Below are 23,602 nucleotides of genomic sequence, written 5' to 3'. Positions count from 1 at the left end.
GTGGCCGGCACGGTAGTGGTCAGCGCCGCCGGCTACGAATGGGTGGAACGCCCCGGCGCGCGCGTGGTGCGGACGCTGTGGCCGGTGCGGGAAGAAGCGGCGAACACGCACGCGACCGCCCCGGCGCACAGGGCGGTGACCAGCGCCGAATCGCCGGCATAGCCCGCACTCGGCCAGGGCGCGCGGGCCAGCATTGCCCCGGCGGCCGCCAGCAGCGCGGCGGACAAGGCCGGGGCCGGCAGCGTCGTCCAGCGCACCGCCGCGAACGCCGCTATCCCCGCCAGCAGGGCCGGCCAGCCCACCAGCGCGAGCCCGCCCGCGGCCAGTGCCAGGCACAGCGCCCGGGGCGGCTCCGGGAAGGAGCGCGGCACGTGCTCGCCGCGCCGGCGCCAACAGACCACCGCGCAGGCGATAACCGTCAGCAGCCCCAGCGCCCCGCCGCCGAGAAGGCCGGCCTGGTACGCGCCCGTTGCGGCGAAGGTCAGGCGGAAGGTGCCGCTCGCGCCCGCCGGAATGACAAAAGCCTGGGTGGCCGCGTCCACCTGTCGGGCCTGCAGCGGGGCATAGTCCAGCCAGCCGTTGAGCCCGGCGTTATACGCTCGCCCGGTAATCAGCAGGCGCTCGTGGTCTGCCGGGGCGATAGCCTCCCCGGTGGGCTCAAGGGGAGTGCGCGGCAGCTCGCCCAGCTGGACCCAGGCCGCCGCGGTTTCCAGCCGGTGCGGGCCGGCCGGCAGCCGCACCGTCTCGCCCGGGCGGTAGTCGCGGCCGTCGATGCGCACCCCCGGCGCCTCGGCGTCTTTGTCGGCGTCGGATTCAGCGCCTGCGCGCAGGGGAAGCTCCATCTCCCGCGGCGCGGTGAAGTCCCGGATGATGGCACCCGTGTCCACGGTCAGCCGCTGGAAGAAGAAGGCCTCCACGTTAGGTGAGGTATCCGGCACCGTCACGACGCGTTCGATGGGGTGGCCGGCGACCTCGGCGGCGGTGATGCCGACGCGCTCGTGCGGGGTGATGCGCACCGCGGCGCTGTCGCCGCCGGGCACGCGCACCGTGGACTCCTCGCCGGCGCTAAGCTCCACCTCGACGGAGGCGGAGCCGGACGAGACAGTCGCGCGGGTGTCGTCGGTGGCGGTGAGCCTGAGCACCGGGGAGGCAAAGACCTCGCCCTGCGGGGCCTGGAGCTCCAGCCAGCCGGTCTGCCCCGGGGCCGGCCACCAGGCGGTGTCGTCCTGCCCGTCGACCGCGGCGGTCACGGAGCGGGCGGGATCGGCGCCGCCGAAGGAGTCGGCATCGGCGGCCGAGGACTCCGCCACCACGCGGCCGCCGTGTTCTTCGACCGCCACCGTTTGTCCTGCCGAGGGGTAGTCGCGCAGCCGGTTGTGGACCCGGGAGCTATCGCCCTTGGCCAGCGGGGCGGAGACCGGGCCGTCTAGCGTGCCGTAGTTGCGGTCCACCAGCAGCGGGGTATCGGTCACGATGTCGGCGTCCGCGTCTACGAGCTCGCGCGCGCCGGGCGCATCCACCATGTCCAGTAGGGCGAGGACCTCGCCGCCGCCGGCCACGCGCACCGGGGCGCCGTCAGCCATCTGCAGGTCCTGCTGCGGGTCGAGCAGCACCACGTCCACCTCGCCGAAGGTGTGGACCGTGCCCGGCAGGTCTTCCGCGCGCACCGAGCTATCGCTGGCCGCCGGCTCGTCCAGGTCGTGGCGCTGCAGCACCGCGCCGATGCCCAGGCGCTGTAGGGCCTTCGCCCCCGCGGCCGGGTCGTGTTCCAAGGCCGCGGTAATCCCGTCCAAGCCGCGGATGGCCTCCGGCGGGATAAGCGGGATGGCGTCGCGGACGGCCCAGGGGACTTCAAGCAGCGGCTGCGCCGGCTCGTCGCGGGTCCAGCCCCAGTCCTGCCGGGCAAAGGACGCGGGCGGGTAGATGAGCGTGCGGGTGCCGGCGGCGTGTTCGTTCAGAAAATCAGTGGCAGCGGTCCAGTAGCTTGGTACCTTATCGTAGGCCCCGCGCGGCAGCAGGCGCCCGGACAGGGCCGGGAACGCGCTGGCCGCGACCACCACGGCCAGCAGCAGCCCGGCGGTCTGCCGGCGGTCGGGGCGCAAGGTCCGCGGCCAGCCGAGGCGCGCGCCTAGCTGCGCCAGGCCGAGTACCAGCGGCAGGCGGACCAGCGGATCGAATTTGTGCAGGTTGCGCAGCGCGGCCAGCGGCCCGTCGAGCAGCTCCCGGTAAGCCGGCAGGCTGGTACCCAGCACCGCGATGCCCACTATCAGCACCACCGACCACGTCCGCGGCAGGCGGCACAGTCCCACCAGCCCGGCGGCGGCCACGGCTACGGTCGCCAGGACGAAGACGGGTTCGGCCACCAGCAGCACGCCGGCGGTGCGCTCGGTGTCCACGAAGGGGGACCAGCTGGTAGTTCCACGCAGGATCTCGGCCAGGTTGAGCCAGCGCGTGGTGACGAATGCCGACTCGATGAATTCCGTAAAGGGCGCCGCAAAGCGCCCCAGCACCAGCAGCGGGACGATCCACCAGGCGCTGACCAGCGCGCAGCCGGCCAGCCAGGCGCCGAAGAAACGCCAGCGCCGCTGGCAGAGCAAGACCACCGCCGCAGGCACGCAGGCGGCCAGGGTGGCGGTGGCATTGACCGCGCCCATCAGCGCGACCGGGATGACCGCGGCCGCCCACTGCCAGCGCCCCGACCGCGGGGCGAGGCAAGCCACCAGGACCCAGGGGGCCAGCATGACCGGCCAGGTCTCCGAGGAGATCGTGGTCAGCGTGGTCATAACGCGCGGGGAAAGCGCGTAGGCCAGCGCCGCGATAAACGACCAGCCCGGGCCCGCGTCGGTGGCGCGCCGGGCCAGCAGGAAGGCCCCGGAAAAGCCCACGCCGGTCACCAGCAGCCACCACAGCCGCAGCGCCACCCACTCCGGCAGGGGATCGGCGGCTAGGAAGAAGAGCCCGTGCGGGAAGAGATAACCGTAGGCCTGGTTTTGCAGCTGCCCCAGGGTAAACACATCCGTCCAGGGGGTCAGCGCCCCGCGCAGAAAACCCGCCGGGTCGACCAGCAGGTCGTGCTTGGTGTCGGCCGCGACCTGGGTGTTGTGCCCGAACTGCAGGACAAAGACGACGATCGCCAAAAGCCCCCACCCGGCGAGGTGGGGGCGGAGTTTAGTAGACAGCCGGGGCACGCCTACTGGCGGGAGCCGTACTCAGGCCCGCCCAGCACGGCGTCATCGGCCGGCACCGCGTGGCCGGAAGGCACCGTATCAGCGTCGCTGAACTGGGCGATCCCCACGATGGTGACCACGCCGAGCACCAGGCCGACCACGGCGCTGCCGACGGCCGGGCCCAGCGTGCGCTTTGTCAAAGAGTCGGATTCTACTGCCATGGGACCAAATCCTAGCAGCTACTCGAAGTATTCCGGGGCATCTTCTTCGTCCTCGTCGTTTTCCGGCGGGACAATAAAGACCGGGATGCCGGCGTTGCGCACGATCTGGTCCGCGGTGGAGTTAGTCCACCAGGAGCGGAAGCCCGTCAGCGCGCGGGTACCGGTGACGATGACGTCCACGTCCAGCTCTTGGGCGGCATCCACGATGGCGGAGGCGATAGTCGTGGCGGATTCGACCAGGTGGGCGCGTCCCGCTAGGCCGAGCCCCTCGGCCACCTCGACGCCGCGGCGGCAGATGGCCAGCGCCTCCTCGTAGGCCGGGTCTTCCTCGGTGGCCTCCGGGGAGACCGTCGACTGGTGCAGGCCGGTGCGGCTAACCGCACGGGCGGCCTGGCGGGCGGCCGGCTCCCAGGCGGTGAGGATCTCCACCGTGCTGGGGCGCAGCAGCTGAGCGGCTTGCTGCATGGCGCGGGCGGCGCGCTCCGAGCCGTCGAACGCAATTAACATGGTTTGGCCGTTACTCATGCCCGCCATCTTAGTAGGCATTCGGGCGTGATGTGGCTGACTAATGGCAGACTATATGCCATGATTCCGTTTCCCCGGCCCGCGCAGTGGCGTCGTCGCCTGCTCGCTGCCACCCGCATTGGTACCCCGTGTGCACGGGTCGCGCTGGTTGCCGTGGTAACCCTCGTGGCCGGTGGTGGCGCGCTCAGCGCCTGCTCGTCGGACGAGGCAGAGCAGGCCGCGCCCCCGGCTGGTGTGGTCAGCAGCGAAACTAAAACGAGTTCTTCGGCCCCGCAGACGAGCTCTTCCACGAGCCAGCCGGAACCGGCACCGGCGGTGCAGCTGCCGGCCACCCGGCGCGAGCAGCTCGCCTCGTTGCTGATGCCGGGCGTGGTCAACTACGACGACGCGCTGGCGAAGCTCAAGGCCGGGGCCGGCGGTATCTTCATCACCAGCTGGGCGGACCCGGAGTTGTTGCAGACCCCGGGGCGGGATATCCACGCTCTGCGCGCGGCGGTCGGTCGCGACTTTGATGTCTCCATCGACTTTGAGGGAGGACGGGTCCAGCGTTTCTCGGAAATCCTGGGGGATTTCCCGACCCCGCGGGACATGGTCGCCGGCGGGACCGCAGAGGCCGAGCGCCAGGGCTTCGCGGTGGGCCAGACCCTGTCCGCCCACGGTGTTACCGTGGACTTCGCTCCGGTTATCGACGTCGACGGCGGTGGCCTGAACGTGGTGGGCGACCGTTCCTTCTCCCCGGATCCGGCCGCCGCGGGTGAGCTCGGCGCCGCTTTTGCCCGGGGCCTGCACAACGCCGGGGTGCGGCCGGTGTTCAAGCACTACCCGGGGCACGGCCGCGCCAGCGGGGACACGCACCAGGGAATGGCAACCACCCCGCCGCTGGACCAGCTGGTGGGCTACGACCTGGTGCCCTTCGACGTCGCGCTGCCCCAATCGCCGGGCGCCGGGGTCATGGTGGGGCACCTGGTGGTGCCGGGGCTGGGCGACGGGGTCACCCCGGCCAGTCTCAACAACCACGCCTACGGGCTGCTGCGCGAGCACGCCGGTTTCCGCGGCCTGACCTATACCGACGATCTCACCGGCATGAAGGCGATTACGGACCAGATGTCCCCAGAGGAAGCCGTCACCGCCTCCCTGGCCGCCGGCGCGGACCAGGCGCTATGGTCGACCGCCGTGGATTTCCAGAGCGTCCTAAACCACCTGGAAGCGGCCGTGGATGGCGGCCAACTCCCGCCCGCGCGGGTGGCTGAATCCGCCCTGCGCGTGGCCGAATCTCACACGGAACCCGAGCCCGCCCCAGGCGCGGATCCCGGGACGGCTCCACCCGCGGAGTAGCCGCCGAGGCCGCTACATATGTCACCCCCGGTGTCCTCTTTACCCGCCCCGGCGCGGTTGTCTTGATAATACTTTAGGCCTCCTGACTAGGAATTAGGGCCGGTAAGCCATTACTGTAGTGCGTGTGAGTAAAGCGAACGGAAAACGCGGAGTGAAGGGTTGGGCCATTGCCCTGGGCATCTTGGTCGGCCTTTTCGTCATCGCGGGCGTTGCCTACGCCATGGATGTCGTGGCGAACCAAGGCAAGACGCCCCGGGCCGTCTCCGTCGGTGGAGTAGATATTTCCAACATGGAACGCCGCGATGCCGTGGCGAAACTGGAGGACGAGCTCGGGGACGTGGAAAACCAGCCCGTGACGGTCACCGCCGGGGAAAAGACCACGGAGTTCATCCCCCACGAGGCCGGCCTGCGGATGGACTTTAAGAAGGCCGTGGACGGCATCGAGAACGCTTCCCTCAACCCGTTCGCCCGCGTTTACAGCTTCTTCGCGCCCCAGCGCGAATACGACGTGGACACCGATGTTGACGAGGCTGCGTTCCAGCCGACCGTCGATCGCCTCAACCAAGACTTGACCGTCGAGCCCAAGGACGGTGCGATTAATCTCGCCGGCGGCAAGGTCAACGTCACTGACGCCGTGACCGGCCAGTCCGTCGACCGCGAGGAGCTGGCCACGGAGGTCTCCGAGGGGTGGGTCAACCCCGAGGGCGTCGAGGTGGACGCGGAGGAAACCGAGCCCGCCATCACCCAGGACGAGGTGGAAAAGATGGCCGAGGGCGACGCCGCCGATGCCGTGGCTGGCGATCTGGTCACCCGCGGCCGCGACGACGTCGAGTCCCGCATCACCCCGGACGAGATCGAACAGTTCGTCACGATTGAGCCCCACGACGGCAAGCTGGAGCTGAAGATCAACAACGAGCGCGCCCAGGAGATGATCGGGGAGGCCCTCAAGCCTTCGGTCCAGGTCAAGCAGAACGCCACCATCTCCTTTGCCGGCGGTTCCAAGCAGGTCACCCCGCACCGCGACGGCGTGGTCATCGACTGGGACAAGACCATGGATGGCTTTGACGAGCGCGTCAAGGACAACAAGGACCGCGAGTGGGACGCCGAGTACCGCGACGAGCCCGCCACGTTCACCACCGAGCAGGCCGAAAACGCCAGTTTCGACGACGTCATCGGGGAGTTCACCACCGGCGGCTTCTCCGGCGCGTCGGGGCAGAACATCAAGCGCGTGGCCGACCAGGTCAACGGTGCCTTCCTCGCCCCGGGCGAGACCTTCTCGCTCAACGGCTACACCGGCCCGCGCGGCACCGCGCAGGGCTATGTCGAGTCCGGCATCATCATCGACGGCCGCGCGGGCGAGGCCGTCGGCGGCGGTATCTCCCAGTTCGCCACCACCTTGTACAACGCCGCCTACTTCGCAGGCATGGAAGATACCGCCCACACCCCGCACTCCTACTACATCTCGCGCTACCCGGCCGGCCGCGAGGCCACCGTGTACGAGGGCGCTATCGACCTGCAGTTCACCAACAACTCCGAGCACCCAGTGATGATTTCGACTAGCTACAGCAACAGCGAAATCACCGTGCAGCTCAAGGGCACCAAGACCGTCGAGGTCGAATCCATCAACAACGGCCGGTGGGCCCAGACCCAGCCGCAGCCCAAGCAGGTCGATGCCGAGGACTGCTCGCCGTCGTCAGGCGCGCCGGGCTTTACCACCTCGGACACGCGCGTCATCCGCAACCTGAGCGGACAGGAAATCTCCCGGGAGACCACCACCACGGTCTACGACCCGCAGCCGATCGTCACCTGCAGCTAGGCAAGAATCAACCACAGCGCGGTCTAAAGACCGCATGAGAAAAGGCAGGGCACCGAGTGGTGTCCTGCCTTTACGCATGGAGCCGGCGACGATGTTGTGCGTCAGCGGAGTTTGTAGCCGAGTTTTGGGAGCACAAACCAGATCAAGAACTGGGAAACTCAATCGCAGATTCCTCAACCCCTATGCAGTCGGAAAATTGTTCCTCATCAGCAATAATGGGAACTAGATATGCGCCTGTTAAGTCAGCATGGGTTAGCGTCGCTCCACGAAAATCTGATTCACTAAGGATTGCATCCGTAAAATCTGCGCCGGTGAAATCTGCTGATTTCAAATTAGCCCATGCCAACATGGAGCCTCGGAATGAGCATCCCCGGCACACGCTTCCTTCAAGGTTGATATCAGTTAGGTCATAATTAGACATATCTCTTCCAGAAATGTCTTTGCCGGCCAAATCAGTAGACCGTGAAATAGGCATTGCTTTATACATGTTATTTAATCTGTGGAGAGTTAATAATCCACTGGGGGCAACGGCCGTCGAATCCTTCGCAATAGGTGGTAACCACTCCGTGTGGTAACCACTCCGTAAGGTTTACCATCCTGTATCTTATTGAAACCAACTACCGTCAAAACATTTTTAGTTTCAAGCTTTCGGCACTTTCTCAGCGGTTCCCAGCCTTTGCAAGAAATGTGATCCATCGGCAATCTGTATTCATACCGGTTGCCAAAATTCTTTATTTTAGGGGCATATTATTTTAGGGGCATATTTTGTCGTAGCCAGAACCGCCCGGGTAGATTCACCACTCCGGCGGACTTGACCCGCGGGCATATCGTCCATATCGGCAAAAACCGCATCAACACAATCACCCCTGATCACATCTGCTGCATGCTGCAAGCAATGAAGAAGAACGGACTTAGCGGCCGCATCTGCTAAGCCACATTCTTCACGCTAAGCGGAGCGCTTAAGGACTCGGTACGAGAGGGCAAAATTCCGCACAACCCTCGCGACCGAATGGATGCGTCCCGCGCCAACAGCACAGAGGGGCAAGCCTTTTCTCGTGCCGAATTCGCCGGGCTACTACGTGTCATCGAGGACGGGCCGCTCATGATCCGCGCCCGCTGGATGATGGCATTAACGATCGGGGCAAGTCAGGGCATCAATTCCTCGTTGGCTACCGGGAAACAGTTTATTACTTAGGTTTGCCTCTTAGAGGAAAACCTGTGGAACACGATCCAAATCAAGAAACCTGCAAGGGGAATCACGAATTGGGCAAGACACCACAGGAATATTCGGGTGGTAGAACTTCCGCGCTGCTTCTCCCAAATGGCAACGATGCTAGCGAGGATAATGCACAAGAGAGGAATTCCTACCCATAGTGCGTCATAAGTAACTGGTATCTCCATTAGATATCCCTACATCCGTTTCCGGCTCCTACATCCGCCATCGATTCGGAGTGGCCGTCGGCATGGCCGGTGAGCTTGATGCACGGTGTGAGCGCCGGCAGCTGATTGACTACTGGAATGTTCTCGCCCAGTTTGAGGCCAACCTCTGAATATGCTCGGCCGACTGGACCGGCCGGTCGTGCACCACTGTTGAGCACTCCGGTGTATGTGTAACCCGGGGTCTTGGTTTCTCCACCTTGGTTGGTGATCTCCACGCTTGTTACTTCGTTTCCTGCCGATCGAATCGATGTGGTTGTCTGTTTCGGTTGAGTAACCTTCTGTTCGACTGCGACGGGATTCATTGCCCTCAAGAAGATGGATTTCTCCTCGTTGGTGAGCTTGCTGTACTCCTCGTTGGGATCAGCAGCGTTCATTACTTGATTCGCTAGCTTCTCTTCCTTGGGGTCTCGGTGGCGTGGGCTGTCCCGGTTGTCAAGCTGAGTGCAGTGAGCGTGGCAAGGGGGGATTGAGAGGAGACGGTGTTTCAGGATTGTCCTTGCTTGTGGATGATTGCGGTTAAGTAACAGGGTATTCTGCATTGCTTTCAAGATCCATAATTGTTCTAAAGGGTCAAGTCCGCCGGAGTGGAGCATACGACGCATGAGGGGTGGGTGCCGTCGGCGGCTACGCACGCGGTGTGGGAAGACCTAGGGAAAGTTGGATAGTTTGGGCCTACCTGCCGTCCTATAAAAAATAAGCCACACCAAAAGGTGTAGCTCATGTGTGGAGCCGGCGACGAGAATCGAACTCGCGCTCTCAGCTTGGGAAGCTGATGTTCTACCATTAAACTACGCCGGCAGAGCCTGAATTGTGCGCCCATTGCTGGGCATACATCAAGCGCTGGGAAACACTCTACACCCTCGCTGACCCCGGGTGAAAACCGGGTCGCCTAGCTGCTAGTAGACTCGGACACGTGCTTTTATCAGATCGAGATATCCGGGCCGCCATCGAGGATGAATCGCTGCAGATCGAGCCCTTCGATGCCAACCTTATCCAGCCTTCGTCCGTGGACGTGCGCTTGGATAAGTACTTCCGCGTGTTCAACAACTCCCGGTACACCCATATTGATCCGAAGGAAGAGATGCCGGATCTGACCAGCCTGGTCGAGGTGGCCGACGGAGACGCCTTCGTGCTGCACCCGGGCGAGTTCGTCCTGGGGGCCACGCTGGAGAAGTTCACGCTGCCGCCGCACCTGGCCGGCCGCCTGGAGGGTAAGTCCTCCCTGGGGCGGTTGGGCCTGCTCACGCACTCCACCGCGGGCTTTATTGACCCCGGCTTTTCCGGGCACATCACCCTGGAGTTGTCGAACACGGCGAACCTGCCGATCGTCCTGTGGCCGAACATGAAGGTCGGCCAGCTGGCGATCTTCAAGATGACCTCGCCGGCGCAGGATCCCTATGGCAGTGGGGCGCTGGGCTCGAAGTACCAGGGCCAGCGCGGGCCGACCCCGTCGAAGTCCTACCTGAACTTTCGCTAAGGTTTTAGGATCCGGCACCCAGATTTAATCCTGTGTTCAACTCGGGCGCTTAAGATAACCGCTTATGCGCATGACTGTGATTGGCACCGGATACCTGGGTGCGACGCACGCCGCTTGCATGGCCGAGCTCGGCCACGAGGTTCTCGGCGTGGACGTGGACCAAGCAAAAATCGACTCCCTGGCAGCGGGCAAGGTTCCCTTCTACGAGCCGGGCCTGCCGGAGGTACTCGAGCGCAACTTAGGCGGCGGGACGCTGAGCTTTAGCACGGATTACGCCGCGGCCGCCGAGTTCGCCAACGTCCACTTTTTGGGCGTGGGCACCCCGCAGCGCCACGGTTCCTACGCGGCGGACATGACCTATGTCCGCGCGGTCATCGAAAAGCTGGTCCCGCTGCTCAAAGGCCAGCATCTTATCCTGGGCAAGTCCACCGTGCCGGTGGGCACCGCCGCGGAGCTGCAGCAGATGGCTAACGAGCTGGCCCCGGAGGGCACCGAGGTGGAGATCGCCTGGAACCCGGAGTTCCTGCGGGAGGGCTACGCGGTCAAGGACACCATCACCCCGGATCGCATCGTCATCGGCTGCCGGGAGGGCGAGTCCCGCGCGGAGGAGATTGCCCGCGAGATTTACGCCGAGCCGCTGCGCCAGGACACTCCCTTCATCGTGACGGACCTGCAGACCGCGGAGCTGGTCAAGGTCTCGGCGAACGCGTTTCTGGCCACCAAGATTTCGTTCATCAACGCCGTGTCGGAGATCTGTGAGATCGCCGGCGCCGACGTCGTGGCCCTGGCGGATGCCATCGGGCTGGACGAGCGCATCGGCCGCAAGTTCTTGGGCGCCGGCCTGGGCTTCGGCGGCGGCTGCCTGCCGAAGGATATCCGCGCGTTCATGGCGCGGGCGGGCGAGCTCGGCGCGGACCAGGCACTGACCTTCCTGCGCGAGGTCGACGCCATCAACATGCGCCGCCGTGACCGCGTGGTGGACCTGGCCAAGGAGTCTTTCGCCGGCTCCCTGCTGGGCCACCGCGTGACGGTGCTGGGCTGCTCCTTCAAGCCGAACTCGGACGACGTGCGCGACTCGCCGGCGCTATCCGTGGCCGGCTCGCTGTCCCTGGCGGGTGCGGCGGTGACGGTCTACGACCCGCAAGGCATGGACAACGCCAAGAAGGTCTTCCCGACGCTGGACTACGCCCCCGACGTGGATACGGCTCTTAAGGGTACCGAGCTGGTCATCCTGGCTACGGAGTGGAAGCAGTTCCGCGAGCTCGACCCGGTCGCCGCCGGCAAGCTGGTCGCCCGCCAACACATCATCGACGGGCGCAACGTGCTTAATGTGCGTGAATGGCAGGCGGCCGGTTGGGATCTCGTGGCCCTGGGTCGGAGTGTGTAAACGCCGCAATCAGCGTCGTGACCGGCACGGCGCTGACCAGGGAAAGCGCGCCCACCCCGGAGCGCAGTAGCTCGGTGGCGATGACGTCGCTGCTCAAGACCTGGCCGGCGGAGGCATCGGCCGCGGAGATGAGCAGCAATAGTGGCAGCGCCGCACCCGTATACGACAGCACGATGGTGTAGACCATGGACGCGATGTGGTCGCGCCCGACCTTCATGGCGGAGACGAACAGCCGCCACCGCGGCATCGTCGGGTCGATGGCCGCCAGCTCGTGGACGGTGGAGGCCTGCCCGATGGAGACATCGTTGAGCCCGCCCAGCGCGCCGACGATGAACCCGGCCAGCAGCACGCCGACCACGGACAGCTGCGGGAGGTAGAGCAGCAGCTTGAGGTTGTCCTCGGAGGACAGGCCCTGCAGGTGGGACGTCCGGATGGCGATGATGGCCACGACCGTGGCCACGGCCAGGGCGACCAGGCTGCCGGCCAGCGCCGAGGCGGACTTGAAGTTCCAGCCGTGGACCAAGGGGATGGCCACCACCAGGATGGCCGCGCAGGCGATAATCGTGACGGGGATGATGGGCTGGCCCGCGGTGATGGCCGGCAGGAGGAAGAAAAAGACGATGGCCAGGCTGAAGGCCAGGCCGATGAGCGAACGCAACCCGTGCCAGGCGGCGAAGATGAGGATGGCGGCGACGATGACCAGGCCCCAGGCCCACAGGGCGGAGCTGCGCTCGTAGTCGGCGAAAGCGTACTGAGCCTGCCCGTCGGCGGGGTTTTCCGACAGGGTCATGGTGATGTGGTCACCTACCTCAAGTACCGGCTCGCCGGCCACGCCGTAGTGCACCAGCTGAGTCATCTTCCCTGCATCCGGCCCGTCTTCCAGGTCCACCAGGGCGCGGCGGCAAGAATCATCGTGGGCCCCGGCGGCCTCCGCGGCGGTAGTGCGCGGCGGGGTATCAAAGGCCGTGCCGGTAGCCGGGGAAGCGCAGGCGTTGGAATCGACCTGGGTGACGGTGCCGGTCACCCGCTGCTGGTTCAGCGAGTACGCGCGGTCGAAGTCTTCGCTCGTGTCCGGGCCGGTGCTAGGCCAGAGCCAGACGAGCCCCACGGCGGTGGCGGCTACTACCAGCCCCAGCAGACCTAAGAGGAGGCGCTGCCACAGGTTCAGACCGGCCGGCTTTACTGAGTGTCGTGCCATAGCCACTAATAGTAAATGTTTTCAATTCTGTGCGCGCACAAAGTAGCCCCGGCAGCGAAAAATCACTCCGGGGCTGGGACCGTGCTTACCGCGGCTACTGGCGGTAGCTGGCCAGGAAGTTGCCCAGGCGCTCGATGGCGTTGTCCAGCTGGGACGCCCACGGCAGGGTGACCACGCGGAAGTGGTCCGGGTCCGGCCAATTGAAGCCGGTGCCCTGCACCATGAGGATCTTTTCCGAGCGCAGGATGTCCAGCATCAGCTTGGAGTCGTCGTGGATCTCGTAGACGTTCGGGTCCAGCCGCGGGAAGGCATAAAGCGCGCCCATCGGCTTCACGCAGCTGACGCCGGGGATCTCATTGAGCTTTTCGTAGGCGATGTTGCGCTGCTTGAGCAGGCGGCCGTCCGTGCCGGTCAGCTCGTAGATGGACTGGCGCCCGCCGAGCGCGACCTGGATGGCGTGCTGGGCCGGAACGTTGGGGCACAGGCGGGTGCCGGCGAGCAGCTCCAGGCCTTCGATGAAGCCGGAGGCGTGGTTCTTCGGGCCGGTGAGCACCATCCAGCCGGCGCGGTAGCCGGCCACGCGGTAGGCCTTCGACAGGCCGTTGTAGGTAATACACAGCAGGTCCGGGGCCAGGGAAGCGATGGAGGTGTGCTTCGCGCCGTCGTAGAGGATGCGGTCGTAGATTTCATCAGCCAGGATGAGCAGGTTGTGCTCGCGGGCGATCTCCACGATCTGCTGCAGCGTCTGCCGGGAGTAGACCGCGCCCGTCGGGTTGTTCGGGTTGATGACCACGATGGCCTTGGTCTTCTCCGTCACCTTGGACTTGATGTCCTCGATAGACGGGTTCCAGTCGTCCTCCTCGTCGCACAGGTAGTGCACCGGGGTACCACCGGCCAAGGAGGTGGCCGCCGTCCACAGCGGGTAGTCCGGGACCGGGATGAGGACCTCGTCGCCGTCGTTGAGCAGCGCTTGGGTGGTCATGGAAATCAGCTCGGAGACACCGTTGCCCAGGTAGACATCCCCGACGTCGAAGTGCGGGAAGTCCTCCAGCTCGTAGCGGGTGACGATGGCGCGGCGGGCGGGGATGATGCCCTTGGAAGTGGAATAGCCCTGGGAGGTGGGCAGGGCGGCGATCATGTCGCGCATGATGACGTCCGGGGCGTCGAAGCCGAAGACCGCCGGGTTGCCCGTGTTGAGCTTCAGGATGTTGTGGCCGTCGAGCTCCATGCGCTCTGCCTCGGCCGAGACCTCCCCACGGATGTCGTAGGCGACACCCTTGAGTTTGTCGGATTGGTCAAAAATTCGGCGGTTCGGCGTGGTAGTCATGCCGCAATTGTGCCATCTTTTGGACCGTGGTGACGAAATTTGGGCCGGGAAGTGCCCTAATTGCTGTGCTTCTTGGTGTCCTTGGGCTGGCTCCAGTTGTCCACGCGGCGCTTGGCGAAGTCGAGGGCCTGGCCGGTCAGCTCGCCCGCGGTCTGCTTGTTATGGGCCCACATCAGGGCGCGCTGCTCGGCCTGGGTGGCCAGGATTTCCTTGCGCTTTTGGCGCTCTACCTGGCGCGGGCTGGGCGCGTGCCAGGAGCTGGGGCCTACCTTGAGCACGTAGAGCGCGATCCACAGCACCGGGATGAGCAGGAAGGCGGCGACGGAGGCAGACACCAACCCCACCGCGGCGCCGACCCCGGCCGCGCCGAAGGCGCCGATGAATGCGGAGGTCCCGCCGATGGTCAGCAGCAGGCTGCCGATGAGCCCGGTGGCCAGCTTGGGTTTGCGGCCGGCCTCCCAGGCGCGCTCGACGTCGGCGCGGGAATAGATCTTCGGCTCGGCGATGGGCTGGTCCGGGATGTCGGTAAACAGGGGGACGATGTCGCGGCGGGTGCGTGCGCCCATGACGGAATCGGAGCGTTCCTCGAATTCGTCCACGCTGAGGCGGCCCTCGCCGACGGCCTTGGCCAAAGCGGTCAGGGCGTCGTTGCGTTCGGCATCAGACAGGCGCAGGGAATCGTCGTAGCTCATACCCAAAAGTCTATCCGTTCTTGCCGCCGCCGTCGCCATCCTGTGCGACACCATCCCCAGTAGCCTCAGCTCCAGAGGACTCAGACCTATCCGCCTCGGACCCCTGTCCGTTGTGGCTGGCCTCGTGGCGCTTGAGGTTCTCGTGTTCGGCGTTGTCGCGGTCGCGCAGCTCGGCCAGGGAGGTCGGTTCGGAATCATGCGCCGGGGTCTGTTCCACGACGCGCGCACGGTAGGTGGAACGCTTGCCGGTGACCGGGTCCTTTTCCTGGCACAGGCTGGCCAGGATGGGGAAGATGAGCACGGTCAGCGCGCCGCCGGCGATAAAGAGCGAGGATTGCTCGTTGTCCATGATCCCGGAGCTGACCGCGATGGAGGTCACCGCCACGATGATCGGCAGGCCGGTGGCCGCGTAGAAGGCGACTTGGAGGCGCTCGCGGACAGTCTCGATTTCGGAGCCGGTGTGGTGGAGGTTCTCGCGCAGGAAGACTGGCAGGCCGCGGGTGATGAGGATGAGCAGCGGGATGCTTACTACGAGCAGTGGGCGGCTGGTGATGACGTTCCAGTCGATCGACATGCCGGAGACCACGAAGAAGACGGGGATGAGCATGGAATAACACAGCACGTCCAGGCGGTGCTCGAGGCGCTGGTGGAACTCGTTGGGGATGATCTGGTGGAAAATCATGCCCGCGGCGAACGCGCCCAGCACGATGTCGAGCTCGAAGACCGCGGCCACCGCCATCAGCACGGCGAGCACCAGCATGATGAGCCGCAGGATGGTCTGGTTCGTCGAACCGGCGCCCTGCAGAAAGGCGTTGCGCACCAGCGGCATGGCCTTGGCGACCAGGCCTGGCACCATCGCCAGGGCCACCGCGATGGCGAAAAAGCCCAGCAGGATTAGCCCGGTCTGCCAGGTAGAACGCGTGGACAGCAGCAGCGCCATCGCCAGGATGGGGCCGACCTCACCGATGGCGCCGTGGATCATAACTGAGCGCCCCACCTGGGTGCCCATCATGCCGTTCTGCTTGAGCATAGGCGTGATGGTGCCCAGCGCCGTTGAGGTCACCGCAATGGCGATGACGATGGCCAGCGGCAGGTTATCGAAGCGGAAGATCGCCCACGCACCCAGCAGACTCGCCGCCAGGCACAGCGCCCAGGTGGAGGCCGCCGTGCGGGCTTCCTTGGACTTCAGCGAGGCGATGTTGATTTCGAAGCCGGCCAGCAAGAACAGTGCACCGACGCCAATCTCGCTGAGCATCTCGATGCCGGGGTCCTCGTGCGCCAGATCCAGCACCGACGGGCCGATAATCATGCCGAAAATCAGCAGCAACGGCACGGCCGGCAGCCGCCGCACAGTCATGAAGGAAACCAGGGGTGCGGCCAGCGCAGCGGCCATAATCCACGCGAAGGAGACCAGCGAATTCGTAATTCCTTCGTCACTCGCCGCCAGAATCAGGGCGGCGCCGGAGTCGCTATTGAACACCTGCTATACCTTAGCCGGAACAGGCCTTTTTCCCAGAACTCAAGCAGCGTCACGCAGCTCACTAACGATGCCGCCGCAGCCGACGCCCGCCTTAGTCGTCCTGGTCGGCGTCTGCCTCAGCGTCCGAGTCAGCATCCGATGCCGAGCCAGCAGCCGGCGGTTGGGGAGCAGCCGGGGCCGAAGGAGCAGCGGGCGCTGCGGGTGCGCTAGGAGCACTGGGCGCCTTGGGTGCGCTCGGCGCTGCCGGCGCGGAAGGTGCGGCAGGTGCCTGGGGAGCAGCGGGTGCAGAAGGAGCCTTCGGTGCTGCCGGGGCGGCAGGAGCGCTTGGCGCGGCTGGTGCACTTGGGGCCTGCGGCGCGGTCGGGGCCGATGGTGCAGGTGCTGCCGGGGCTGCGGGAGCGGAGGGCGCGCTCGGGGCACTAGGCGCGGCAGGTGCCTGGGGTGCTGCGGGAGCACTAGGAGCGGCCGGGGCTGCAGGCGCATTTGGTGCATTTGGTGCAGCCGGGGCAGAAGGTGCGACCGGTGCTGCAGGCGCTGCTGGTGCCTTGGGTGCCGAAGGCACAGTGCGTGAGCTCGGTGCTTCCGGGGCTGACGAAGCAGGTGCCGCAGGGGCAGTGGGCGCGCTGGGTGCGGCCGGCGCGGAAGGTGCCTGGGGAGCTGCGGGAGCCGGAGACGCGGGGCTTGCCGGGGCGGCAGGAGCGCTCGGCGCACTTGGTGCAGCGGGAGCGCTAGGTGCTCCTGGAGCAGAAGCCGCAGGCGATGCCGGGGCAGCAGGTGCCTTGGGTACAGAAGGCGCAGCCGGCGCGGAAGGAGTGCTTGGGGCAGCCGGTGCCTTGGGTGCAGAAGGTGCGGTTGGAGCGCTTGGAGCAGCGGCTGGTGCGGCCGGCGCGGTTGGAGCGCTCGGGGCAGTGGGGGCACTGGGTGCCGCGGGCGCGCTAGGTGCTGCCGGGGCCTGGGAAGCAGGCGCCGCTGGGGCTGCCGGCTGTGCCGGAGCCTGAGGTGCAGCGGGGGTTGCTGGTTCTGCCGGCTTGGCGGGGGCGGTGTCGGTCGTGTTTTCGGTGGGCTGGTCGGTCTTGCGGGTCAGGCGGATGGGCTCGCCCAGGAAGGCCTTGGGGCGGGCTGGCGGCAGGGTGCCGTCGGCATCGGTAGCGATGGAGCTGCGCAGCATCTGGGCGACGTCGGTGACGGGGGTCTTGCCCTCGTTGAGGGTCTTGACGCCGCCGGTGAGCATGACGTTGCAGAAGGGGCAGCCGGTGGCGATTTCCTCGGCGCCGGTGGACAGTGCTTGCTCGGTGCGGAACTCGTTGACGCGGGTGCCGAGCTTTTCTTCCATGAACATGCGGGCGCCGCCGGCGCCGCAGCAGAAGGCGGAGTCGCGGTTGGCGTCCATCTCGTTGACCTTGACGCCGGTGGCCTCCAGGAGCTCCCGGGGCGGGTCGTAGACCTTGTTGTGGCGGCCCAGGAAGCAGGGGTCGTGGTAGGTGATGGGCTTGCGGTTTTCCGCCGTGCGGGGCACCGGCTTGAGCAGCCCGTCGCGCACCAGGCGGTTGAGCAGCTGCGTGTGGTGGAAGACGTCGAAGTGGCCGTCGAAGTCCGGGTACTCGTTGCGCAGGGTGTTGAAGCAGTGCGGGCAGGTGGTGATGATCTTGCGCTGCCCGGCGGGCACGCCCTCGAAGGTCTCGTTGAGGGTGGCGACGTTTTCCTGGGCCAGCATCTGGAACAGGAACTCGTTGCCGGCGCGGCGGGCGGGATCACCCGTGCAGGTCTCCCCGGTGGCGAGCACGCCGAATTTCACGCCGGCGGTGTGCAGCAGATCGACGACGGCGCGGGTGGTGACCTTGGCGGCGTCGTCGTAGGCGCCGGCGCAGCCGACCCAGAACAGGTACTCCAGGTCCGCGAAATCGGTCTCGTCCTCACCGATGATGGGGACCTCAATGCCGTCGGCGCGGGCCTGGTCCACCCAGGTGCGGCGCTCAGAATTGTTGCGGCCCCACGGGTTGCCTTTAGTCTCCAGGTTCTTGAACAGGCCGGTCAGCTCCGAGGGGAAATCGGACTCGGCCAACACCTTGAAGCGGCGCAGATCCGCGACGTGGTCGAGGTGCTCAATGTCGACCGGGCACTGGTCCACGCAGGCGCCGCAGTTGGTGCACGACCACAGGACATCGTCATCGATGACCCCGGCCATGGACAGCACGTCCACGCCCGCGTGCGGGTTGTAGTTATCCACCGCGGCCGAGCCGAGGTCCATGACCAGCTTCTTCGGCGACAGGGGCTTGTCGGTATTCCAGGCCGGGCACAGGTCCTGGCAGCGCCCGCACTCGGTGCAGGTGCCGGTGTCCAGCAGCAGCTTCCAGCTGCCCGGGGTGAGGTCTTCTTCCAGATCCGGGGTCGGCAGCTTGCCCAGGGCCTTCTCCCCATCCGGGTTGCGCTGGAAGAAGATGTTGAAAAACGCCAGGAAGCGGTGCCACATCACGCCCCAGGTGAACTGGCGGGAGATGAACACGATAAACGCCAGGCCGGTCAGCAGCTTGAACAGCGCGAAGGCCTGGATAAGGCCCGGGGAGGCCGGCAGCAACTGCGAAAGCGGGAGGCTGACAAAGTCGGTAGCCCAGCTCCCACCGCCGTAGGTAGCGCGCTTGGAGGCCTTGACCAGCAGCATGCCGAGTCCCTCGGAAAAGACGATGGCCTCGACCAGGTAGGCGCTGGTGGTCTGCGAATTATAGAAGCGGCTGCCCCGCTCAGTATGGCCCAACTTCAGGCGGACGGCGACGAGGAAGCCGATGCCCAAGACGGTGCCGAGCGCCAGGACCTCTTCGAGGAAGTGGTAGACCGGCCAGTCGCTCAACAGCGGCCAGCCGCCGGCCGGGTTGAAGGCCTGGATATAGGCCTCAAACCAGACCAGGATGCCGAAGAGGAAGCCGATCATGACCAGCCAGTGCGCGGCGTTGACTAGCGGGCGCCCCTTGAAGTGGGCGTGCCCGAAGACCTCCACCAGCACGCGGCCCAGGCGGCGCAGCGGCTGGTCGAAGCGGTTGAGCTGGGTGGGCCCGCCGGAGCGGATGAAGGTAAACATGCCCCAGGCGCGGTAGCCGAAATACGCCCAGACGGGCAACGAGAGGACAACGGCGATCCAGCCGGCAAGCATGGGCGGGCTCCTTCATTGGCTGCGGATAAGTCAAGGGGGAAGTACCTAACCTAGCCTAAAGGGTAGGGCGTGGAATCAAGATTTCATATTCATCCGCCAGTAGGCGCCGCGCCGGGCGAGCAGCTCGAAGTGGCTGCCTTGCTCGACGATGCGCCCGTTGTCCATCACGATGATGACGTCCGCGTCCCGGATAGTAGAGAGCCGGTGCGCGATGATGAACGAGGTGCGGTTGGCGCGCAGGGCGTTCATGGCGTCCTGGACCAGCATCTCGGTGCGGGTATCGACCGAGGATGTCGCCTCGTCCAGGATGAGCAGCGCGGGCTGGGCCAGGAAGGCGCGGGCGCTGGTGATGAGCTGGCGCTCGCCGGCCGAGACCGAGCCGCCGTCCTGGTCGATGACGGTGTCGTAGCCATCCGGCAGCGAGTGCACGAAGCGGTCCACGAAGGTGGCCTGGGCCGCCTCGATGACCTCCTCGTCGGTGGCGTCCAGGCGCCCGTAGCGGATATTGTCCGCGATGGTCCCCTTGAACAGGACCGCGTCCTGGAGCACCATGCCGACCTGGCTGCGCAGCTGCCCGCGGGAGAGCTCGGCGGTGTCCGTGCCGTCGAGGAGAATCCGCCCGGAGTCGATGTCGTAAAAGCGCATGATGAGGTTGACCAGCGTGGTCTTGCCCGCCCCGGTGGGGCCGACGATGGCGGCCGTCTGGCCGGGCTCGACGCGCAGGTTGAGGCCCTCGATGAGCGGGGTGTCCTCGTCGTAGGAGAAGCTGACGTCGCGGAACTCGACCAAGCCGCGGGCGCGCTGCGGCGAGCGCCCCTCGGCCGGCGCCGGCTCCGGGGATTGCTCGTCGGCGTCCAAGAACTCGAAGACGCGCTCGGCCGAGGCGACGCCGGACTGGATCTGCTGCATCATGCCGCCGAGCTGGCCCAGCGGTTGGTTGAACTCGCGGGAGTACTGGATGAACGCGGTGCCATCACCCAGCGTCATCTGCCCGTGGGCCACGCGCAGGCCGCCGAGGACGGCGATGGCCACGTACGACAGGTAGGAGACGAACTGCATGATGGGCATCATCATCCCGGACAGGAACTGCGCGGAGGCGCTGGCCTCGTAGAGCGCGGTATTGCGGTTATCGAATTCCTCCCGCATGGCCTGGGTGCGCCCAAAAATCAGGGACAGCTCCTGGCCGGTGAAGGACTCCTCGACCTGCCCGTTGAGCTGGCCGGTCGAGCGCCACTGGGAAACGAACTGGCGCTGCGAGCGGGTGCCGATGACCGCCATGATGACGCCGGTCAGCGGGATGGCCAGTAGCGCGACGAGCGCGAGCTGCCAGGAGACCGTGAACATCATGACGGTAATACCTGCCACGAGCAGGAGGTTGTAGAACAGCTGGGACAGCGCCTGCTGCAGGGCCTGCTGGACGTTGTCCAGGTCGTTGGTGGTGCGCGAGAGGAGGTCGCCACGCTGGGTGGTGTCGAAGTAGCTCAGCGGAAGTGCGTGGATCTTGGCCTCGACGTCCTGGCGCAGCTTGAAGACTGTGTCCATCACCAGGCGGTTGAGCACCAGACCCTGCCAGAGCTGGAAGGCGGAGGAGACGACGTACATGCCGATGACGATGAGGATGAGCTGGCCGAGCTTGGTGAAGTCGATCCCGCTGCCAGGCACCAGATCCATCGCGGCCGCCATGTCGGCCATCCGGTCGTGACCGGTCTGGCGCAGGCCCTCGACGGCCTGCTCGGTGCTGAGGCCGGCGGGCAGCTGGCGCGAGACGACGCCGGAGAAGATGACGTCCATCGCGCGCCCGAGCACCCGGGGCGCGTAGACAGTGAGGAAGACGCAGCCGACGGTCAAAAGCCCCACGAAGGCGAGCTGCCACTTGTACGGCGCGAGCAGACCGACCAGCCGCGTGGCCGAGGGCCAGAAGTGCTTGGCCTGGCGGGGCGCGGCCCCGGACCAGTCGTCGCCGGAGACCTGGGACTCGAGGGCCGCCAGCTCCGCGTCGGTGGGCTGGGAATCGGTGGGCTGGGAGGTGGAAGGAGTATCAGCCATGGTTTAGGCCCTCGCAGTCTCTTGGGATTCGACGATTTCTTGGTACGTCGGGGAGGTGGTGAGCAATTCTTCGTGGGTGCCGCGGGCGACGATCCGCCCGGCCTCGAGCACGAGGATCTGGTCCGCGTCCTGGATGGAGGCCACGCGCTGGGCGACGATGATGGTGGTCGCCTCCCGCGTGCGTTCCTGCATGGCCTCGCGCACGCGGGCATCGGTGAGCACGTCCAGGGCCGAGAAGGAATCATCGAAGAGATAGACCTTGGGGCGGGCGACCAGCATGCGGGCGATGCACAGGCGCTGGCGCTGGCCGCCGGAGACGTTCGTGCCGCCCTGGGCGATCGGCATGTCGAGGTCGTCGACGAAGTCGGCCTGGGCGATGCGCAGGGCGTCCCACAGGTCGGCATCGCTAGCTTCCGGGTCGCCCATCCGCAGGTTGCTGGCCACAGTGCCGCTGAACAGGTAGGGCTTCTGCGGGACCATGCTGACGCGCTCGACCAGGGCGGCCTGCGACATCAGCGCGGCGTCCGCGCCGTCGATGAGCACTTGTCCGGAAGCCGGCAGGTAGAGCCGCGGGATGAGCGAGAGCAGCGTGGTCTTGCCCGCGCCGGTCGAGCCGATGATCGCGGTCGTGCGGCCGGGGTGCGCGGTGAAGCTGATGTCGCTGAGCACGGGCTCCTCGGCGCCGGCGTAGCTAAAGCTCACGTTGCGCATCTCGACGGTGCAGCCGGAACCCGCGGCCGGCGGGTCCTGCGGGGTGGCCGGCTCGTCGATGCTGGGCGAGTGGGCCAGCACCTGGGTGATGCGCCGGGCGCAGACCATCGCGCGGGGGAACATCACGGCCATGAACGAGCCCATCATGACCGCGGCGAGGATCTGCAGCAGGTACTGCAGGAACGCGGTCAGGGAGCCGACGGCGACGTCGCCGGCCTCGACGCGGTGGCCGCCGAACCACAACACCGCACCGGTGGCGACGTTGAGGATGACCGTGATGATGGGAAACATCAGCACGAAGAGCTGGCCGATGCGCAGCGACAGCTGGGTCAGCCGGCGGTTGTCCTCGGTAAAGCGCTCGGTCTCGAAGCGCTCGCGCACGAAGGCGCGCACCACGCGAATGCCGGCGATCTGTTCGCGGACCGTGCCGTTCAGCGCGTCCAGCTGCAGCTGCATGCGGCCAAACAGCGGCACCAGCTTGGCGATCAGGAGTCCGATGACCACCAGCAGCACGCCCACCGAGACCCAGACCAGCCAGGACAGCCCGGCGTCCTCGCGGATGGCCATGATGACGCCGCCGACGGACATGATCGGCGCGGTGATGATGAAGTTGAGCGCCATCAGGTAGACCATCTGCACCTGCTGCACGTCGTTGGTCGCCCGGGTGATCAGCGTCGGCGTGCCGAAGTGGTGCAGGTCCTCGGAGGAAAATCTGGTGACCTTCGCAAAGACCTCCCGGCGCAGGTCCCGGCCCAGCCCCATGGCGGTGCGGGAGCCGAACCAGACCGCGGCGACGGCGGTGAGCACCTGGACTAAGGCCACACCCAGCATGATGGAGCCGGTGCGCCAGATAAAGGGCACGTCGCCGCGGGAGACGCCCTCATCGATGATGCTGGCGTTCAGCGAGGGCAGATAGAGCGTCGCCGCAGTCGAGGCCGACTGCAGCACGAGCACCGCGATGACGAAGCCCACGTAGGGCTTCGAGCGGCTCATAATAATTCGGATAAGTTCCACGCAGGCAATAGTAGCCTAAGGCGGGACACCCGACTGGGTGGGTGCAAGTCGCCGGGGATTTACTGCCTGTGCAGCGCTAATGTCTCAAGTGGTCCGGGCCGGTGGGGAGTCTAAAAGCCGGGGATCCTAGAAGCACAGCGGCGCCAGGCTGGCGCGGTTGATGACGGCGTCCCAGTCGGTGGGCGTCGTGGGTTCCGCGGTCGTCGCGGCGGGGTGGAAGCAGCCCTCCCAGGTGGTAATCGCCAGGCCGCGGGCGTGGAGCTCAAGGACCAGCAGGTCGGGGTCGGGGTGGTTGCTCAGGGCGTGCAGCTCGCGGTGGGTGATGTCGCCGTCGACCCCCACACGCACGTTGCCGATAAGCCGCAGGTGCGGCGTGCCGTCAGTGGCCGTGCCCGAGGCGGCGAAGTGGCGCAGGAACCCGAAGGGGGCGGGCCGGGAGGAGATGAGGTCGACACACATGCCGGCCCCGATGAGTCGTTCCGTGGCGGAAAGCGCGGCGGGGCCGTCGCCGATGACAGCGACGCGCGAGCCGAGGGCGCTAGGCATGATGACCTCCTTAGTGCAATTCGTCTAGACCGTACTGTCTGTAAATATAGTCCGAGCGGTTCAGTATGGGGACAA

18 protein-coding genes and 1 tRNA gene are annotated in these 23,602 nt (G+C 66.1%); 4 read left to right on the top strand and 15 right to left on the bottom strand.

From position 1 onward, the window contains the following. Nucleotides 1-32: 32 nt before the first annotated feature. From VVR85_RS05715 to VVR85_RS05705, 3 genes are read right to left on the bottom strand one after another with little or no spacing between them, the layout of a single operon-like run. Nucleotides 33-3,137, bottom strand: coding sequence for an alpha-(1->3)-arabinofuranosyltransferase family protein (locus VVR85_RS05715; protein ID WP_368519979.1), 3,105 nt, complete (start codon nucleotides 3,135-3,137; stop codon nucleotides 33-35). A 53-nt stretch (nucleotides 3,138-3,190) separates the two neighbouring features. Continuing rightward, entirely contained in the window at nucleotides 3,191-3,388 is a 198-nt protein-coding gene (locus tag VVR85_RS05710; RefSeq protein WP_070768425.1) for a DUF2613 domain-containing protein, read from the bottom strand. Between the two features lie 18 nt (nucleotides 3,389-3,406). Continuing rightward, a complete protein-coding gene (locus VVR85_RS05705; RefSeq protein ID WP_368519978.1) occupies nucleotides 3,407-3,913 on the bottom strand; it encodes a universal stress protein in 507 nt (168 codons plus the stop codon). 60 nt (nucleotides 3,914-3,973) lie between these two features. Here VVR85_RS05705 and VVR85_RS05700 point away from each other — a divergent pair, with 60 nt between their 5' ends. Next, nucleotides 3,974-5,248, top strand: a complete 1,275-nt coding sequence (locus VVR85_RS05700) for a glycoside hydrolase family 3 N-terminal domain-containing protein (protein WP_368519977.1) — start codon at nucleotides 3,974-3,976, stop codon at nucleotides 5,246-5,248. A gap of 124 nt (nucleotides 5,249-5,372) precedes the next feature. Beyond that, entirely contained in the window at nucleotides 5,373-7,064 is a 1,692-nt protein-coding gene (locus tag VVR85_RS05695; RefSeq protein WP_368519976.1) for a VanW family protein, read from the top strand. 142 nt (nucleotides 7,065-7,206) lie between these two features. Here the strand turns inward: VVR85_RS05695 and VVR85_RS05690 are convergent, their stop codons facing one another. The 4 genes from VVR85_RS05690 to VVR85_RS05675 all read right to left on the bottom strand — a co-directional run bounded on the left by VVR85_RS05690 (nucleotide 7,207) and on the right by VVR85_RS05675 (nucleotide 9,302). Then, nucleotides 7,207-7,551, bottom strand: a complete 345-nt coding sequence (locus VVR85_RS05690; RefSeq protein WP_368519975.1) for a pentapeptide repeat-containing protein — start codon at nucleotides 7,549-7,551, stop codon at nucleotides 7,207-7,209. A 704-nt stretch (nucleotides 7,552-8,255) separates the two neighbouring features. After that, nucleotides 8,256-8,465: a PLDc N-terminal domain-containing protein gene (locus VVR85_RS05685; RefSeq protein ID WP_368519974.1), complete on the bottom strand. Its 210-nt coding sequence runs from the start codon at nucleotides 8,463-8,465 to the stop codon at nucleotides 8,256-8,258. Next, entirely contained in the window at nucleotides 8,465-8,878 is a 414-nt protein-coding gene (locus VVR85_RS05680; RefSeq protein ID WP_368519973.1) for a hypothetical protein, read from the bottom strand. Before VVR85_RS05680 ends, VVR85_RS05685 begins: the two co-directional genes overlap by 1 nt. 350 nt (nucleotides 8,879-9,228) lie before the next feature. Continuing rightward, a tRNA-Gly gene (locus VVR85_RS05675) sits at nucleotides 9,229-9,302 on the bottom strand. A gap of 115 nt (nucleotides 9,303-9,417) precedes the next feature. Between VVR85_RS05675 and dcd the strand changes: the two genes are divergently transcribed. After that, a complete protein-coding gene (dcd, locus tag VVR85_RS05670; protein ID WP_296203483.1) occupies nucleotides 9,418-9,981 on the top strand; it encodes a dCTP deaminase in 564 nt (187 codons plus the stop codon). 70 nt (nucleotides 9,982-10,051) lie between these two features. Beyond that, the gene (locus tag VVR85_RS05665) at nucleotides 10,052-11,368 is read left to right on the top strand and encodes a UDP-glucose/GDP-mannose dehydrogenase family protein (RefSeq protein WP_368520043.1); all 1,317 of its coding nucleotides are present in this window, start codon (nucleotides 10,052-10,054) and stop codon (nucleotides 11,366-11,368) included. On the opposite strand, the gene VVR85_RS05660 is transcribed toward VVR85_RS05665, so the two are convergent. From VVR85_RS05660 to VVR85_RS05625, 8 genes are all read right to left on the bottom strand, one after another. Continuing rightward, nucleotides 11,307-12,566 (bottom strand): YibE/F family protein, encoded by a 1,260-nt coding sequence (locus tag VVR85_RS05660; RefSeq protein ID WP_368519972.1) that lies wholly within the window; start codon nucleotides 12,564-12,566, stop codon nucleotides 11,307-11,309. The two genes, VVR85_RS05665 and VVR85_RS05660, sit on opposite strands and share 62 nt — an antisense overlap. Nucleotides 12,567-12,660: 94 nt before the next feature. Beyond that, nucleotides 12,661-13,893, bottom strand: coding sequence for a pyridoxal phosphate-dependent aminotransferase (locus VVR85_RS05655; RefSeq protein WP_368519971.1), 1,233 nt, complete (start codon nucleotides 13,891-13,893; stop codon nucleotides 12,661-12,663). Nucleotides 13,894-13,949: 56 nt separating this feature from the next. Beyond that, entirely contained in the window at nucleotides 13,950-14,585 is a 636-nt protein-coding gene (locus tag VVR85_RS05650) for a DUF1707 domain-containing protein (RefSeq protein ID WP_368519970.1), read from the bottom strand. A gap of 10 nt (nucleotides 14,586-14,595) precedes the next feature. Beyond that, nucleotides 14,596-16,065, bottom strand: a complete 1,470-nt coding sequence (locus VVR85_RS05645; protein WP_368519969.1) for a cation:proton antiporter — start codon at nucleotides 16,063-16,065, stop codon at nucleotides 14,596-14,598. Nucleotides 16,066-16,156: 91 nt separating this feature from the next. Then, entirely contained in the window at nucleotides 16,157-19,210 is a 3,054-nt protein-coding gene (locus VVR85_RS05640) for a (Fe-S)-binding protein (RefSeq protein ID WP_368519968.1), read from the bottom strand. A gap of 75 nt (nucleotides 19,211-19,285) precedes the next feature. After that, nucleotides 19,286-21,256: an ABC transporter ATP-binding protein gene (locus VVR85_RS05635; RefSeq protein WP_368519967.1), complete on the bottom strand. Its 1,971-nt coding sequence runs from the start codon at nucleotides 21,254-21,256 to the stop codon at nucleotides 19,286-19,288. Nucleotides 21,257-21,259: 3 nt separating this feature from the next. After that, nucleotides 21,260-22,981: an ABC transporter ATP-binding protein gene (locus VVR85_RS05630; protein WP_368519966.1), complete on the bottom strand. Its 1,722-nt coding sequence runs from the start codon at nucleotides 22,979-22,981 to the stop codon at nucleotides 21,260-21,262. A gap of 126 nt (nucleotides 22,982-23,107) precedes the next feature. Continuing rightward, the gene (locus VVR85_RS05625) at nucleotides 23,108-23,527 is read right to left on the bottom strand and encodes a methylenetetrahydrofolate--tRNA-(uracil-5-)-methyltransferase (RefSeq protein ID WP_368519965.1); all 420 of its coding nucleotides are present in this window, start codon (nucleotides 23,525-23,527) and stop codon (nucleotides 23,108-23,110) included. Nucleotides 23,528-23,602 lie beyond the last annotated feature (75 nt).

Origin of the sequence: Corynebacterium sp. LK2590 (assembly GCF_040946105.1) — a bacterium.
In the GTDB taxonomy this organism is placed as follows: Bacteria; Actinomycetota; Actinomycetes; order Mycobacteriales; family Mycobacteriaceae; genus Corynebacterium.
This window is presented reverse-complemented; position numbering and strand designations above follow the sequence as displayed.

Excerpts from the sequence above, each read along its gene's own strand:
- VVR85_RS05680 (WP_368519973.1), bottom strand. The coding sequence starts at position 8,878 with ATGAACGCTGCTGATCCCAACGAGGAGTACAGCAAGCTCACCAACGAG.
- VVR85_RS05625 (WP_368519965.1), bottom strand. The coding sequence starts at position 23,527 with ATGCCTAGCGCCCTCGGCTCGCGCGTCGCTGTCATCGGCGACGGCCCC.
- VVR85_RS05685 (WP_368519974.1), bottom strand. The coding sequence starts at position 8,465 with ATGGAGATACCAGTTACTTATGACGCACTATGGGTAGGAATTCCTCTC.
- VVR85_RS05690 (WP_368519975.1), bottom strand. The coding sequence starts at position 7,551 with ATGTATAAAGCAATGCCTATTTCACGGTCTACTGATTTGGCCGGCAAA.
- VVR85_RS05700 (WP_368519977.1), top strand. The coding sequence starts at position 3,974 with ATGATTCCGTTTCCCCGGCCCGCGCAGTGGCGTCGTCGCCTGCTCGCT.
- VVR85_RS05655 (WP_368519971.1), bottom strand. The coding sequence starts at position 13,893 with ATGACTACCACGCCGAACCGCCGAATTTTTGACCAATCCGACAAACTC.
- VVR85_RS05710 (WP_070768425.1), bottom strand. The coding sequence starts at position 3,388 with ATGGCAGTAGAATCCGACTCTTTGACAAAGCGCACGCTGGGCCCGGCC.
- VVR85_RS05660 (WP_368519972.1), bottom strand. The coding sequence starts at position 12,566 with ATGGCACGACACTCAGTAAAGCCGGCCGGTCTGAACCTGTGGCAGCGC.
- VVR85_RS05640 (WP_368519968.1), bottom strand. The coding sequence starts at position 19,210 with ATGCTTGCCGGCTGGATCGCCGTTGTCCTCTCGTTGCCCGTCTGGGCG.
- VVR85_RS05650 (WP_368519970.1), bottom strand. The coding sequence starts at position 14,585 with ATGAGCTACGACGATTCCCTGCGCCTGTCTGATGCCGAACGCAACGAC.
- VVR85_RS05665 (WP_368520043.1), top strand. The coding sequence starts at position 10,052 with ATGACTGTGATTGGCACCGGATACCTGGGTGCGACGCACGCCGCTTGC.
- VVR85_RS05705 (WP_368519978.1), bottom strand. The coding sequence starts at position 3,913 with ATGAGTAACGGCCAAACCATGTTAATTGCGTTCGACGGCTCGGAGCGC.
- VVR85_RS05635 (WP_368519967.1), bottom strand. The coding sequence starts at position 21,256 with ATGGCTGATACTCCTTCCACCTCCCAGCCCACCGATTCCCAGCCCACC.